11 protein-coding genes and 1 pseudogene are annotated in these 15734 nt (G+C 52.8%); all 12 read right to left on the bottom strand.

Going from position 1 to position 15734, the window contains the following annotated elements; translation table 11 throughout:
* Positions 1-16 precede the first annotated feature (16 nt).
* The 12 genes and pseudogenes from FFT88_RS04965 to narK all read right to left on the bottom strand — a co-directional run bounded on the left by FFT88_RS04965 (position 17) and on the right by narK (position 15573).
* On the bottom strand, positions 17-1099 hold the full coding sequence (locus FFT88_RS04965; protein WP_135404286.1) for an acyl-CoA desaturase: 1083 nt from the start codon (positions 1097-1099) through the stop codon (positions 17-19).
* A complete protein-coding gene (locus FFT88_RS04960) occupies positions 1086-2210 on the bottom strand; it encodes a sterol desaturase family protein (protein ID WP_135404285.1) in 1125 nt (374 codons plus the stop codon). The genes FFT88_RS04965 and FFT88_RS04960 overlap by 14 nt, the downstream gene beginning before the upstream one ends.
* Entirely contained in the window at positions 2203-2805 is a 603-nt protein-coding gene (locus FFT88_RS04955; RefSeq protein WP_135404284.1) for a phosphatase PAP2 family protein, read from the bottom strand. The genes FFT88_RS04960 and FFT88_RS04955 overlap by 8 nt, the downstream gene beginning before the upstream one ends.
* Positions 2802-4088, bottom strand: a complete 1287-nt coding sequence (locus tag FFT88_RS04950) for a F390 synthetase-related protein (RefSeq protein ID WP_135404283.1) — start codon at positions 4086-4088, stop codon at positions 2802-2804. Before FFT88_RS04950 ends, FFT88_RS04955 begins: the two co-directional genes overlap by 4 nt.
* A pseudogene (locus FFT88_RS04945) lies at positions 4085-4891 on the bottom strand (MBL fold metallo-hydrolase). Before FFT88_RS04945 ends, FFT88_RS04950 begins: the two are co-directional and overlap by 4 nt.
* Positions 4869-5885, bottom strand: a complete 1017-nt coding sequence (locus tag FFT88_RS04940) for an NAD(P)-dependent oxidoreductase (protein ID WP_135404282.1) — start codon at positions 5883-5885, stop codon at positions 4869-4871. Before FFT88_RS04940 ends, FFT88_RS04945 begins: the two are co-directional and overlap by 23 nt.
* Positions 5882-6889, bottom strand: coding sequence for a 3-oxoacyl-[acyl-carrier-protein] synthase III C-terminal domain-containing protein (locus FFT88_RS04935; protein ID WP_135404281.1), 1008 nt, complete (start codon positions 6887-6889; stop codon positions 5882-5884). The genes FFT88_RS04940 and FFT88_RS04935 overlap by 4 nt, the downstream gene beginning before the upstream one ends.
* A gap of 235 nt (positions 6890-7124) precedes the next feature.
* Complete coding sequence (gene narI / locus FFT88_RS04930) at positions 7125-7802, bottom strand: respiratory nitrate reductase subunit gamma (RefSeq protein ID WP_001160110.1); 678 nt, start codon at positions 7800-7802, stop codon at positions 7125-7127.
* Positions 7802-8512: a nitrate reductase molybdenum cofactor assembly chaperone gene (gene narJ / locus FFT88_RS04925; RefSeq protein ID WP_000571678.1), complete on the bottom strand. Its 711-nt coding sequence runs from the start codon at positions 8510-8512 to the stop codon at positions 7802-7804. The genes narI and narJ overlap by 1 nt, the downstream gene beginning before the upstream one ends.
* Positions 8509-10047, bottom strand: a complete 1539-nt coding sequence (narH, locus tag FFT88_RS04920; protein WP_046082940.1) for a nitrate reductase subunit beta — start codon at positions 10045-10047, stop codon at positions 8509-8511. The genes narJ and narH overlap by 4 nt, the downstream gene beginning before the upstream one ends.
* Positions 10044-13787, bottom strand: a complete 3744-nt coding sequence (locus tag FFT88_RS04915; RefSeq protein ID WP_135404280.1) for a nitrate reductase subunit alpha — start codon at positions 13785-13787, stop codon at positions 10044-10046. Before FFT88_RS04915 ends, narH begins: the two co-directional genes overlap by 4 nt.
* A 394-nt stretch (positions 13788-14181) precedes the next feature.
* The gene (narK, locus tag FFT88_RS04910) at positions 14182-15573 is read right to left on the bottom strand and encodes a nitrate transporter NarK (protein WP_135404279.1); all 1392 of its coding nucleotides are present in this window, start codon (positions 15571-15573) and stop codon (positions 14182-14184) included.
* Between the last annotated feature and the right edge of the window lie 161 nt (positions 15574-15734).

Genomic DNA, 15734 nt, shown 5'->3' with positions numbered 1-15734 from the left:
TCGTTTCTCAATCAATCTATTTCTCCCCCATTCGCCGTAAAAACTGCTGCTGTAGCCTCAGCAAATCCGCTAACGTCAACAACTGATAATCCAGACCTTGCTGGCTGGCAATTTGCGCGATAATGCGGCTTAACGCCGGATAATGGCGATGATGCCAGTGAGGAAAAAGATGATGGGTAAGATGCAAATTAATTCCGCCCAGCCAGTAGCCAAGCCATGCAGGTTGCGGCGTCCAGTCAAAGGTAGTGGCGAAGGTATGCGCCAACCGGCCCACGGCCATTTTGCCCTCTTCTGGCGGCAATTGCGTATGCCCCTTCGCCCAGTGCGTTCCGATAATCAACATCACAAAGATCAATGACGCCAGCAGCTGGCTAAGCAGATAAGTCAGCAGGATGGTCATAAAACTAAAATCAGACAAAAGCCAGGGAAGTATCAGACACAGCGCGCAATGCGCCAGTTTCCCGGCTAAGAAATACCCCCAGCCAGCAAAACCCCTCAGGGCCAGATGCCGTGTTACCGGCGTATACCCGGCGCGATCGAGCCAGTCCACCACCCAGATATACCAGGGAAAGGTGAGCGCCGCGACCAGCGGCCAGTAGCGATGTTGCTGGCGCATAAAAGGTCGCCACTGCTGCCACGGAGTCTGGCGAAGAATGCCATTTTCTGCAGTATCCGGATCGTAAAATTCAATATTGGTAAAGCCGTGATGAAAGCGAACGTGGCGCACCCGCCAACAGTCCGGATCAAGCCCCATTGGAAAAGCAACCCACCGGTTAAGCCACGCATTGGCCTTTTTACCACGCAAAAACGCATCATGCGAAGCGTCATGCACTACATTGACCGCTAACAGCATGGCGCAAATCATCATCGCCAGATACCACAACAAATACAGCCCCCACTGGCTTTGAGACAACGCCAGTGAATAACAGAACAGACAGGTAATAATCAGTGCCGCCATTTTGGTGAATGCCCAGCCGTCGGCATAACGATGATCGCCTACTTTTGCGAGGTACGATTTCGTACCATTCTGTAACTGTTTGACCAGTTGCGGATCATCAGCAGGAAAAGTGATCAACCTGTCGGGATTAAACAGATTCATAGCGTTGCCTTAGCGACTTACGTCCCACACCGATTAGGAATAACACGCAATGGGCCAGCAAAATGCCTGCTAATCCCTTCCAGAGCAGAGTGCTCCATGAACACATATAAAGAATAAAATAGAGCAGTGACAACGTCACAGAGCACCACAAAATCATTCCCCAACGCTGCCCGTCGCTCATGCCCCCCAGCGCAATGGAGCCTGCCACCAGCAGAACAAATAATACGGCTTGCTCACTGGTAATAAACTCGATGCCATAGCCATATTGTTGAATGTAGCCAAGCACCAACATAAACAGCAGGATCACCCCTGCCCCCACTGCCCACGCGGAACTTTGGTAGCGACGTTCAATCGCTTTGCCAAATGAGCGAAAGCCCACTAAGCGTAAAAATGGCAGGTTACTCTCGCGCATCGGGTTACAGGACAAGCGACTATTTTTTACGCCATAGGCCACGTCATGATCCGGCCCGGCGCTATAAGAACCGAAAATTTTATCCCACAACAGAAAGGTGCCGCCGTAATTGGTATCGGCATATTGCTTTTCATTCAGATGATGGACGCGATGATGCGAAGGCGTGATCAGCACTTTTTCCAGCCAGCCCAGTTTCGGCGTTAGCGCGTTATGGTTAAAAAATTGCCAACTATAGTGAATAATAGAAACTGCCAAAAAGACCTGTAACGGCACACCAAGCAGCGCCAGCAGCATAAAAAATGGAATTGAGGTTAACGAGGAATACCACGAGTTCCGCACGCCTAATGACAGGTTGTAGTGTTCACCCTGATGATGCACCACATGTACCGCCCACAGCGGGCGCATTTCGTGATGCCAGCGATGCAACCAATAAAAACCGAAATCCCACGCCAGCAAAGTAAACAACCAAAGCAGGATCACCGGCGCATTATCAAACAGCCCAAGACTAAAGTGATTGACCACCAGGCCATAGCAGAGCACTTCCAGGCAGCGAAATAACCACAGCATCATATGACCGGAGTTGATATTAAAAATCACGTCCAGCCAGTCCACTTTTTGCCGCCCGGTGATTTGCAACACGCCGGCTTCGGCTAACACCAACAGCACCATCAAAATGATGGGAAACAGTAAATCACTCATATTGCGTCTTCCTTTTCTCGCATATTGCGCATATCCAACCGCAAATCGACGCCAGCAACGCGCCGCCTACTAAATCGATAAATAAATGTCTGCGTAATTGCAGAATCGAAAAGGCGATCGCTATCGCCCAGACTACGCTCATTAGCGTCAGCCAACGGTTCCCCTTTTTGGCAATCGCCCATACCGCCAACAGCGTGAGCGCCGCATGTAAAGAGGGAAAACAGTTCTGACTTGAGTCAATGGCGATCAGCCCGTTTAATGCACCCGTTGAGATCCCCGACTGCACAAACGGGGGATATTGCATAGTTGTGGGCCAGAGAAGATAAAACAAGCCAGCTACAAGTGCCGAAAGTTGCATTGCGCGGGCCAGCCAGCGCAGGTGGCAAAGTGGTATGGATAAATAACCTAACGGCACAATTAAAAAAAACGAGAGATACAGCCACACGGCAGAGGGTGAAAACGCAATCAGATTATCAATTACTGACGGCGTTAATTGATATCCCTGACCTTGCAGGTAGTCGCTAAAGTTATAGATAACCCCAACGGTTCCCCAGCCCAGCAGCATCTGTTTCAGGCGTAGTAGTAGATTGCTCATTCCCGCCCCCACTCACGCACAATTCGCCGCCGCTTGGCTGTAAAAGCAACTGGCACTGGTTGCGACTCAAGGAACCATATCAAGTGCTCCACTGCGATATTCTGGCGCATAAACAAAGCATTCAACGCTTCCCGGCACTGCTCCAGCATCCCCGGTTCGCAATCTGCTATTAGCGTTAGCTGTGCTGCCCCGGTTTGTAGCAGGCGATAATCAGCGGTTAACGGCAGCGTCATCGCCAGCACCCGACTACAGGCATCGGCAAAAACGGTCTGCATATCGCCAGATCTTGTCGGCAGTTGCAGTTGATCGTCCTGCCGCCCTTCGATACGCGCAATCGCCATTGCCGCACTGCCACAAGGGCATGGCTGTTCACTTGCCACCAGCACATCATCAAGTCGATAACGCACCACCGGCTGCGTGGTGCGGGTAAAGTCTGTGACGATCGGCACGAAACGGTGCTCATCCAGCCATTGCGGTTCAATGTGAACAAATTCTTCGTTGAGATGTAACGTGCCACACCGGCAGGTAGAGGCGAGAAAGCCTTCTGTCGCCTGATAAATCTCGCCCACATTGTTGAACACGCTTCGCAGTAATTCCCGATCCTGCGACTCCAGAACTTCCGCTACCGAGATCACTTTTTTGACCTTTAGCGTTAGCTCTCCGGCAATCACCGCCAGCGCCAGTGCGCGTAATACCTGAGCTGGCGCGACAATAATCGTCGGCGCTCGCTGTTCCAGTTGTTTGAGTTGCGCCTGAAATGGCGCCAGCAGATCGTAAAAGTCGAGACTTAACCAGCGGTTATTCACGCTTTGATAGAGGTTGTTGTCCGCGCGCAAAAACAGTGCCACCCGCTCTCTGGCAAATAAACCGTCGGGTAACACTTTTGCCAGCACACCGGCGGCCCAAATCTGTTGCTCGTGCGGGCTAACAACAAAAAGCCCACGACGCCCCGATGTACCTGATGAAAGCCCGACGCTGAACTTGCCCACGCTGGGTTTGAAATCACGGCTCTGCTCACTGCGCATTGCACAGGCGAGAAGCTCGTCGCGCTTTAAACCAGCGGTATTCATCTCATCGAAGTGCGTCATCATTAACGCTTTGTCCATCAACGGCCACTGGTTAAAGGGCAAGGCCAGATAACGCTGAAACCACGGGCTTTTAGATAAGACATTTTGCCGGAACTGATGCAGCCTTTTTGCCTGCCAGTATTCCAGCGCCTGGCGATCGGTGAAATGCAGCCTGCGGGTACGAAAGTAGCGCCAGAGTAAAGCCAACGGGATCATAAATCCCCCTCGTGGCACAAACGAATGTCCACTGCGCCGTTTTGCCAAAGCTGATGTAATTGCCCAAGCGTGCGGTAGTAGGCGCGGCTGTCGGACATCACCAGATGCGCCAGTGGTGAAGGCCCTCGCTGCTCCTGATAGTTAGCTGGTGCCCATGCCGCATCCCCAGCCAGTAAAGTCCAGCCATCGTCTGTTTGCACAAACGCACCGATATGTCCGCCAGCATGTCCGGGAAGCGGCACGAGGATAATTTCGCCATTGCTTTCTGGCAGCAAATAGCCACTCTCAAACGGTGCCAGTTCAGGAGGCATATTCACCGATGCGAAACTTTCAATAAAGCGCAGTGAAGAGTCAAAATTCTCCGGGATCAGCCCTGGCACAAAGGCCTGACGCAATGCGGCTATGCCACGCAGCGTTCTTACCTGCTGCCAACCTTCACCAGAACAGATACAGGCGACATCAGGGAAATCGCGCAGGCCAGCAATATGATCGGCGTGAAAATGCGACAGAATAATCGCATCAACATCTTTTGCCGCCAGTCCGTGTGCGGAAAGTTGCCGCACTAGCGCCTGTTGTGGATCGAAATAAACCGGCGTGACCTGGCGATAAAGACGAAATACGCCGGATTGCGTGTAGTGTTCGAATCACGATGAATAGCCGGTGTCCCACAGCCAGCGTTTATCCCCCACTTCCAGCAGCCAGGCGCGGGCGGGGAACTTACACACTTTCAGCCCCGCCCCTTTCAGCGCAATACAGCCAATATGGGTACACCAGCCCGTTTCAAATACGGTTATTTTTGCCATGTTCCCTCAGCCATTGTCCCGTGATTGCAATACCTTGCTCCATCGAAAAGCGCGGGTGATATCCCAGCTCTGTAATGGCCTTTTGCGCACTCAGCGTCATATCAAAACAGAGTGTTCCGGCGCTGTAACGTGTGATAACAGGTTCCTGATTAACGTATTTCCCGTACAGCTCCAGGCCGCGCGCGACCAGAGAAAGCAGCGGCCAGGGAACGGCTGCAATGCGGTAACTCAAGCCCAGTTGCTGGCGCAGTAAGGCGTCAAGCATTACAGATAATTTCTGCGGCTGATGATTGGTAATGTTGTAAATACTGCCAGAGCGTAATCCTTCAACCTGCGTTGCCAGTTGCATGGCATACACCACGTTTTGCACGAACGTGAGATCCAATAACGCGTCGCCCCCGCGCGGCAAACGTAAGCAACCGCCGCCCTGTAGCAATTGCTGCATCAGACGGGGAACAATTACCTGGTCATGAGGACCAAAAAGTCCACGGGGGCGCAAAAGAATAAATCTCGTGGCAGGGTATTGCGAAACGGCCCCGGCGATAACCTGCTCAGCGGCATATTTACTGCTCGCATAATGGCTGGAGAATGCTCGCGCAAGATAAGTTTCTTGCAGGTCATAGTGATGTTGAAAATCAAAGTAAACCGCAGGCGTGGAGATATGAATAAACCGGGGAATGTTCAGCCTGCCTGCCGCCTGTGCCAAAGTGTAGGTCGCTTTGACATTAGCAAGCCAGAATGCCGTTTTGTCTCCCCAAGGCGAAGACTTTGCCGCACAGTGCCAGACGGCATCGCAGCCTTCCATCAACCGGGCGCAGTCATCCTCAGTTGCCTCGGTTAAATCGAGAGCCACAAACTGTGCACCTGCGCTTACGAGAACTTTGCCAACCTCGCGATTTCGCCCTGTTGCAACAACCGAAACACCCGATTGCAACAAATATTGCACAGCATTTCGCCCCAGGCCGCTGGTCGCCCCCGTCACGAGAATTTTCACGGTAAAAGCACCATGCCTGCCAGCGTTAATCCCGCCGCCGTGCCAATCAACATTGCAGGTTTATTCGCAGCAAAACGACCGCTAATCATCGCTTCATGCAGCGCTGTGGGTATAGACGCAGCGACCTGATTACCGTAGAAACGGTAGACATCAATAAGCGCAGATTCCGGCACTCGCAGCCGTTTACGCATATGTTCAAGGGAAAGATGACTGGCCTGATGCGGAACGACCGTACCGATATCAGCCAGTTGCAGACCGCTTTTTTGCAGTAAGCGCGAAAAATAATCTTCAATAAGTGAAGAGGCAAAACGAAACAGCGGTTTCCCCTGCATATGAAAAAGGAAGTCGCTATCACTGACGCCTGAACGAGGATTACACCGCGTGCCGCCAGCGCGAATTTCACACAGCTCGTTACCTTCGGGATACATTTCGATCAGGCTGGCGATAATCCCGCTGCGACCATCGCCCCGCTCAACAATCGCGCACGCAGCACCATCACCAAAAATGAGTGACGACTCTTCATGATTCCAGTCGATACCACGTGAAGCAATATCTGCCGAGACGATGGCAATGCGCCGATATGCTCCACAGTTTAATAATCCGGTAGCAACTTCCAGAGCGGAAATAAAGCTGACACAGCTACTGTTGATATCAAATCCGGCAACGCCTGCGGGCATAGCAGCGGCTTTAAGAATATGAATTGCGCTACAGGGTAATGCCTGTACGGCAATGGCTGACGCACAAATTAACAGATCAATATCAGAAGGTTTTAAGGCAGCCGATGCTAACGCATTATGCAAAGCCTCTGCCGCCAGTTCGGCCTGGCTGGCGTCGTTGCTGGCAAAATAGCGCCAGCAAATGCCGGAACGTCGCTCAACGTAGCCCGCAGGTTTATTTAACTGAACATCCAGTTGTTGAGAGGTAATTTTATCAGGCGGTAAGGCGATCCCCGTGGCGATTATTTTTAATGCCGCAGAGATCGTCGATTGATTAGGTTGATCCACGGTCAGTGCTCCTTCACTGCTCCATAGGTGGGCCAATCATATCGATGAGGTTCGTTTCTCTACAATCTGAAATATCGACAATGTGTAACTGATGATTTCAGCAGGCTGACAACGTGCGTTACGTTATGCCGGATGCGGCGTGAACGCCTTATCCGGCATATATATCACGTAATATCAATGAATTGTATGACTCTGTAGGCCTGATAAGCGCAGCGCATCAGGCACTATGTCGTGCTTAGTGGCGAGCGCGCACCAGCTGATACTTACGTGTCAGATACTCCACCGGTACGCTCCAGATGTGTACCAGACGCGAGAACGGGAACAGCAGGAATAACGTCATCCCCAGCACCAGGTGCAGACGGAAGATAAACGCCACACCATCAAGGTGTTGAGAAGCACCACCGTGGAAGGTCACTACCGACTGCGCCCAGCCAACCAGTTTCATCATCTCGCTACCGTCCATATGCTGGGCGGAGAACGGAATGGTCAACAGGCCCAGCGCGCACTGGATAACGAGCAGCGACAGGATCAGGATATCCGCTCCGGTAGTGGTTGCACGCACGCGTGGGCTGAACAGGCGACGCTTCAGCAACAGCACGCCACCAATCAGACACAGCACGCCGCTGGCACCACCAGCAAACATCGCCATTTTTTGTTTCACTTCAATCGGCAACCACGCTTCATACATCCAGTGCGGCGTCAGCATACCGAAGAAGTGACCGACGAAAATCCCCAGAATCCCGATATGGAACAGGTTCGACGCCAGGTTCATTCCTTTACGGTCCAGCATCTGGCTGGATGCCGCGCGCCAGGTGTACTGCCCGTAGTCATAACGCAGCCAACTACCAATCAGGAAGACCGCCCCGGCAATGTACGGGTAGATATCAAAGAAGAACATATTCAGGAATTGCATTAGTGCTGTCCTCCGGTGGTGATATTCAGATATTGCGGCGCGACGGCACCGGCAAAGCGACGCTGATGAGCAGTGATTGCTGAATCACCGCAGCCTTTGTCAGCAAAGAATTTAACCTGCTCTTCTTCCCAGACAGCATCCAGCGCCTGCGGCGTATCGTCGCGCGCTTCATCGGCAATTTTTTCCGCCACTTTGTCGCTGTCGATAGCGGTATTCGCCAGTTTCAGCAGCAGGTCAAACAGCACGGCATAACGGCTTTCACGCTGTTGCAGACGCGCGCTCAGCAATGCCAGAATCGGCGCAATGTCTTTCAAACCCTCCACGGCTTCGCTTTGCGGCAGCTGCGCCAGGTATTCCAGATACAGCGGCAGATGGTCCGGCAATTCGCGGCTGTTTAACTGCAAGCCGTGCTGCTCGTACTGCGCCAGTAAATCCACCATTGCCTGACCACGATCGCGGGATTCGCCGTGAACATGTTCGAATAGCAACAGTGATGTGGCGCGACCACGGTCGAACAGTTCGCTGTACTGCGCCTGGGCATCCAGCGGATCCATCGCCGTTAAATCGCGCAGGAAAATGCCCAGCGCATGGGCATCTTCTTTCGACAAATTTTCCGACGCGGCAATCGCCTCGAACATCTCCTGTTGATGCTGCCATAAGGCAGCATCCGGATATTCAAGGAGACGCGATACAATCACGAGTTCGATCATGGATGCGGCTCCGTTTTGCTGGTCACATCGATGGCATCGATACGACGGCTGTTGAACAGATTGAATTTGGTATCTGAACCGTGGCAGCCGTCACCAAAGGTAAAGCCGCAGCCATTTTTCTCCGGGAAGGCTTCCCGCGCCAGTTCACGATGACTGCTCGGCACCACAAAGCGATCTTCGTAGTTGGCAATCGCCAGATAACGATACATTTCCTGTGCCTGGGCTTCGGTCAGACCGACCTCTTCCAGCGCACGGGTATCGACTTTACCGTCAACGGTTTCAGCACGTTTGTAATGACGCATTGCCAGCATGCGTTTCAGCGCACGCAGTACCGGTTGGGTGTCGCCTGCGGTCAGCAGGTTCGCCAGATACTGTACCGGGATACGCAGGCTTTCGACGTCTGGCAAAATACCGTTGCTGCCCAACTCGCCAGCGTCTGCTGCAGACTGAATCGGAGACAAAGGCGGCACGTACCAGACCATCGGCAGTGTGCGATATTCCGGATGCAGCGGCAGCGCCAGTTTCCATTCCATCGCCATTTTATAAACCGGCGACTGCTGTGCAGCTTCAATAACGCTCAGCGGGATACCATCTTTAATCGCCTGCTCGATGACCTTCGGATCGTTCGGATCGAGGAACACGTCCAGCTGACGCTGGTAGAGATCTTTTTCGTTCTCGGTGCTGGCCGCACGTTCAATGGCGTCCGCATCGTACAGCAGCACGCCGAGATAACGGATACGACCGACACAGGTTTCTGAACACACCGTCGGCTGACCCGCTTCAATACGCGGATAGCAGAAGATGCACTTCTCAGACTTACCGCTCTTCCAGTTGAAGTAGATTTTTTTGTATGGGCATCCGGTGATGCACATACGCCAGCCACGGCATTTGTCCTGGTCGATCAGGACGATGCCATCTTCTTCACGCTTGTAAATCGCACCGCTCGGGCAGGTCGCCACACATGCCGGGTTCAGGCAGTGTTCGCACAGGCGCGGCAAATACATCATGAAGGTGTTTTCGAACTGGCTATACATCGCCTTCTGGATGTTGTCGAAGTTCTTGTCTTTCGCCAGCTTGTCAAACTCACCGCCCAGGTCATCTTCCCAGTTCGGTCCTTTTTCGATTTTCGCCATCCGTTCACCGGTAATCAGCGAACGCGGACGGGCAATCGGCTGCGATTTGCTGCCTTCCGGCGCGGTATGCAGGTTCTGATAATCAAAATCGAACGGCTCGTAATAATCGTCGATACCCGGCAGATGCGGGTTAGCAAAGATTTTACCCAGCAGCATGGCGCGGTTACCCATGCGCGGTTGCAGCTTGCCGTTGATTTTACGGATCCAGCCACCTTTGTATTTTTCCTGGTTTTCCCAGTCGGTCGGGAAGCCCTGGCCCGGCTTGGTTTCAACGTTGTTGAACCACGCGTATTCCACGCCTTCGCGGCTGGTCCAGACGTTTTTACAGGTAACTGAACAGGTGTGGCAGCCGATGCACTTATCGAGATTCAGCACCATGCCGACTTGTGAACGAATTTTCATTTTACGCTCTCCTGTACCTGGTCATTGCCTTCGCCATCTAACCAGTCAATGTTCTTCATCTTACGCACTACAACAAACTCATCGCGGTTAGAACCTACAGTGCCGTAGTAGTTAAAGCCGTATGCCAGATGGGCATAGCCGCCGATCATATGCGTCGGTTTCGGCGTGATACGGGTGACCGAGTTATGGATACCACCACGCTGTTGGGTAATTTCCGAACCAGGCAGGTTAACGATACGTTCCTGCGCGTGGTACATCATGGTCATCCCTGCCGGAACACGCTGGCTGACAACCGCACGTGCAGTCAGAGCACCGTTGCTGTTGAAGACTTCAATCCAGTCGTTATCGGCGATACCCAGATCTTTGGCATCGGCTTCACTCAACCAGACCACCGGACCACCGCGACCTAAAGTCAGCATCAGCAAGTTGTCGCTGTAGGTGGAGTGGATACCCCACTTCTGGTGCGGCGTCAGGAAGTTGAGCGCTTTTTCCGGGTTGCCGTTGGATTTCTGGCCCATCACTTCTTTCACCGAACGGGTGTCGATCGGCGGACGATAAACCAGCAGGCTTTCACCGAAATCACGCATCCACTGATGATCCTGATACAGCTGCTGACGACCAGAGAGCGTACGCCACGGGATCAGCTCGTGAACGTTGGTGTAACCGGCGTTGTAAGAAACGTGTTCATCTTCCAGACCAGACCAGGTCGGGCTGGAGATAATTTTGCGCGGTTGTGCCTGAATATCGCGGAAGCGGATCTTCTCGTCTTCTTTATTCAGCGCCAGATGCGTATGGTCACGACCGGTAAACTCGCTCAGGGCAGCCCAGGCTTTCACGGCTACCTGACCGTTGGTTTCCGGTGCCAGTGTCAGGATCATCTCTGCCGCATCAATGGCGGTGTTCAGCATCGGCTGGCCTTTCGCCGGACCTTCCGCTTTGGTGTAGTTGAGCTTACGCAGCAGATCCATCTCGCTCTGGGTGTTCCAGGCAATCCCTTTACCGCCGTTACCGATTTTCTCCATCAGCGGGCCGATAGAGGTAAAGCGTTCGTAAGTTGCCGGATAATCGCGCTCTACGACCATAATGTGCGGTGCGGTTTTACCTGGGATCAGGTCGCATTCGCCTTTTTTCCAGTCTTTTACATCCAGCGGCTGTGCCAGTTCAGCGGCAGAGTCGTGCTGGATAGGCAGCGTGACGATGTCGGTTTCTTTACCCAGATGGCCGACGCACACTTCGGAGAATTTCTTCGCGATGGCTTTGTAGATTTCCCAGTCGCTTTTCGCTTCCCAGGCCGGATCAACCGCCGCAGACAGCGGGTGAATAAACGGATGCATATCCGAAGTATTCATGTCGTCTTTTTCGTACCAGGTAGCCGTCGGCAAAATGATGTCGGAATAGAGACAGGTGCTCGACAGACGGAAGTCCAGCGTCACCACCAGATCCAACTTGCCTTCCAGACCGTTGTCCTGCCAGTCCACTTCTTCCGGCTTCACGCCGCCCTGCTGCCCCAGGTCTTTGCCCTGGATACCGTGTTCTGTCCCCAGCAGGTACTTGAGCATAAACTCATGACCTTTACCGGAAGAACCGAGCAGGTTAGAACGCCAGATGAACAGGTTACGCGGGTGGTTTTTACCGTTTTCTGGTTGTTCTGCCGCAAAACGGATGGAACCGTCTTTCAGGGATTTCACGGTGTAATCTACCGGATTCATCCCGGCTTTTTCTGCTTCGCCAGCGATAGTCAGCGGGTTAGTGCCTAACTGCGGCGCAGACGGCAGCCAGCCCATGCGTTCTGCACGGACGTTGAAGTCGATCAGGTGTCCGGTATAGCGGGATTTATCCGCCATCGGCGACAGCAGTTCTTCCGCAGTCACGGTTTCATAACGCCACTGGCTGGAGTGGTTATAGAAATAAGAGGTGCTGTTCATGTGACGCGCCGGACGCTGCCAGTCAAGGGCAAACGCCAGCGGCTGCCAGCCGGTTTGCGGACGCAGTTTTTCCTGACCTACATAGTGCGCCCAGCCGCCCCCGCTCTGACCGACACAACCGCAGAAAATCAGCATGTTGATCAGACCACGGTAGTTCATGTCCAGGTGATACCAGTGGTTCAGACCCGCACCGACGATAATCATCGAACGACCGTGCGTCTTGTCAGCGTTATCGGCAAATTCACGGGCGATGCGGATAATCTGACTGCGAGAAACACCGGTAATCTGCTCAGCCCAGGCCGGGGTGTAAGCTTTCACGTCGTCATAGCTGGTTGCACAGTTAACGTCGTTCAGGCCACGTTCCAGACCGTAGTTTGCCAGCGTCAGATCATAAACGGTGGTCACCAGGGCGGTGCTGCCGTCAGCCAGTTGCAGGCGTTTCACCGGCAGTTTGTGTAGCAGAATGTTTTCCAGTTCTACTTTGTTGAAGTGTTCCGTGCCGTCGCCACCAAAGTACGGGAAGCCCACTTCAGCGATCTCATCCTGGCTACCCAGCAGGCTCAGTTGCAGCTCGGTTTCTTCGCCAGTTTTGCCGTCGCGCTGTTCAAGATTCCATTTGCCCTTCTCGCCCCAGCGGAAGCCAATAGAACCGTTCGGCGCAACCATTTCGCCATTGGTATTAAAGGCGACAGTTTTCCATTCCGGATTGTTTTCCTGGCCCAGCGCATCCACCAGATCGGCAGCGCGCAGCATACGACCCGCGGCGTAGTAACCGTCGCGTTCTTCCAGCATCACCAGCATCGGCATGTCGGTGTAGCGACGCACATAGTCGGTGAAATACTGGCTTGGGTTGTCGAGGTGGAATTCACGCAGCATTACGTGGCCCATCGCCAGCGCCATTGCCGCATCGGTGCCCTGTTTCGGTGCCAGCCACAGATCGCACAGTTTGGCGATTTCAGCGTAGTCCGGCGTGACGGCAACGGTTTTGGTGCCTTTGTAACGCACTTCAGTAAAGAAGTGAGCATCCGGGGTACGCGTCTGCGGCACGTTTGAACCCCAGGCGATGATGTAGCTGGAGTTGTACCAGTCAGCGGATTCCGGTACGTCAGTTTGCTCGCCCCAGGTTTGCGGAGACGCAGGAGGCAGGTCGCAGTACCAGTCGTAGAAGCTCAAGCAAGTACCGCCAATCAGCGAGAGATAGCGTGCACCCGATGCGTAAGAAACCATCGACATTGCCGGAATTGGCGAGAAGCCAGCGACACGGTCCGGGCCGTAGTTTTTGATGGTGTAAACGTTAGAGGCGGCGATCAGTTCGTTCACTTCCTGCCAGGAAGAACGAACAAAACCACCGCGTCCACGCGCCTGCTTAAAACTTTTCGCTTTATCGGCGTCTTCAATGATAGAAGCCCATGCCTCAACCGGATCGCTATGCAGCGCCTTCGCTTCACGCCACATTTTCATCAGGCGTTTGCGCATCATCGGGTATTTCAGGCGGTTGGCGCTATAGAGATACCAGGAGTAGCTGGCGCCGCGCGGGCAGCCGCGAGGTTCATGGTTTGGCAGGTCCGGACGGGTACGCGGATAGTCAGTCTGCTGGGTTTCCCAGGTCACCAGACCGTTTTTAACGTAGATTTTCCAGCTACAGGAGCCGGTGCAGTTTACCCCGTGGGTAGAGCGGACGATTTTGTCATGCTGCCAACGCTGGCGATATCCATCCTCCCAGTCACGGTTGGTATTGAGAAGCTGGCCATGCCCATCGGCAAAGGTTTCGCCCTTCTGCTTGAAGTAGCGAAACCGGTCCAGGAATTTACTCATCGGTTTTCTCCTGTGGGAGCCTGTCGGCTCTCTGATAAATCGACATTGCTAATGTTTAAAGGCAAGGTAACGCTCTGAAACAACGTGGGAATTGATAACGATCAAGAGTGATGGGGATGAAAAATAAAGTAAATTCCTAAGATACTCCTTAAGGGTAATTAAGGGTTTATATCTAACGGACTGTAAATTAATGGTTTTTATGCTATCTCACATTTATACACTTCGGATTTTTATACAGGTGGGTATTAAGGAGTATCCCCCAAGGATGACATATTAATGGTGCTTAATTGACGCAATTGAAAATAATTATCGTCCTTAAAGTATGTTGTAACTAAATGACAAATAAAAAAAAGCGCGACATTACGCCGCGCAAAGGATAATCAAATATTACGATTTATTTTTTAGAATGCCGACCGTATACCGCCCAGGTAATCACCACGCAGGCGATATAGAAAATCAAAAATACTTTCATTGCACCGACTGGCGAACCCGTTAATGCCAGTGAGCTACCAAACGCTTTCGGGATAAAGAAGCCACCGATAGCGCCAATCGCAGAGATGAAACCCAGCGCCGCCGCTGTGTCGGTTGCCGCTTCACGCATAGCACGTTCGTCAGAACCGCCTTCTGCTTTCACGCGATCCATCGTCAGTTTACGGAAGATCACGGAAATCATCTGGAAGGTGGAGCCGCTACCCAGCCCTGCGGTCAGGAACAGTGCCAGGAAGACCGCAAAGAACGCCATAAAGCTTCCGCCCTGTCCGTCAGTCGGTAAGGTGAGGAACAGCAGGCCGCTGAAAATCGCCATCAGGATAAAGTTCACCAGTGTGACACGCGTGCCGCCCAGACGGTCAGATAATGCACCACCAGCAGAACGCGCCAGCGCACCAATAAATGGCCCGAAGAAGGCGTACTGCAAAATCTGCACATCCGGGAACTGCGTTTTGGACAGCATGGCAAAACCTGCTGAGAAGCCAATAAAGGAACCGAAGGTTGCCAGATACAGCAGGCTCATAATCCACAGATGCCCACGTTTGAGTACCGGTAACTGCTCCTTGATGGAGGCTTTCGAGGTAGCAAGGTCGTTCATGCCAAACCACGCCGCGATGGTGAAGATGGCGAGGAACGGCACCCATATCCAGGACGCGTTCGCCAGATACAGCTCGGTGCCATCAGGCTGTGTTACACCCTGGCTACCAAATGCAGCAAAAATTGACAGTGATACCACCAGCGGAGCAACTAGCTGCATGACGCTGACACCCATGTTGCCCAGACCACCATTCAGGCCCAGCGCGCCACCCTGCTTCTGCTTCGGAAAGAAGAAGCTGATGTTTGCCATACTGGAGGCGAAGTTCGCGCCAGCAAAGCCGCACAGCAGAGAGATGATGATGAAGACGCTATAAGGCGTGGAGGTATCCTGAACGGCAAAACCCAGCCAGACGCAAGGAATAATCAGAATACCGGTGCTGAATGCCGTCCAGCGACGACCACCGAAGATTGGCACCATAAAGGAGTATGGAACACGTAATAATGCGCCAGAAACTGAAGGTAGCGCGGTCAGCATAAATAGCTGATCGGTCGTAAAATTAAAGCCGACTTTCGGTAGGTTCACCGCAACGGCACTGAATAACATCCATACGCAAAACGCCAGAAGCAGGCAGGGAACGGAAATCCACAGGTTACGGCTGGCGATGCGTTGACCGCGTTGTTGCCAGAACGCAGGATCTTCCGGTCGCCAATCTGTAATGACTGCTCCAGTAGCCCTTTCGGGGGCGGATGAGTGACTCATAGACACCTCTGATACTCGTTTCGATGTCTGCCACCTTAGTGTCTGTAGCCAAAGGCAATTTGATGTAAATCAAACGACAATATAACTTTATCTATCATTGATATTTATCATTACCCATAGTGAGTACAGAGATTTCATAAAAATTTTGAGATTTTTCACGA

The sequence above is a fragment of the Escherichia sp. E4930 genome, from assembly GCF_005845405.1.
Taxonomy (GTDB): Bacteria; Pseudomonadota; Gammaproteobacteria; order Enterobacterales; family Enterobacteriaceae; genus Escherichia.
This window is presented reverse-complemented; position numbering and strand designations above follow the sequence as displayed.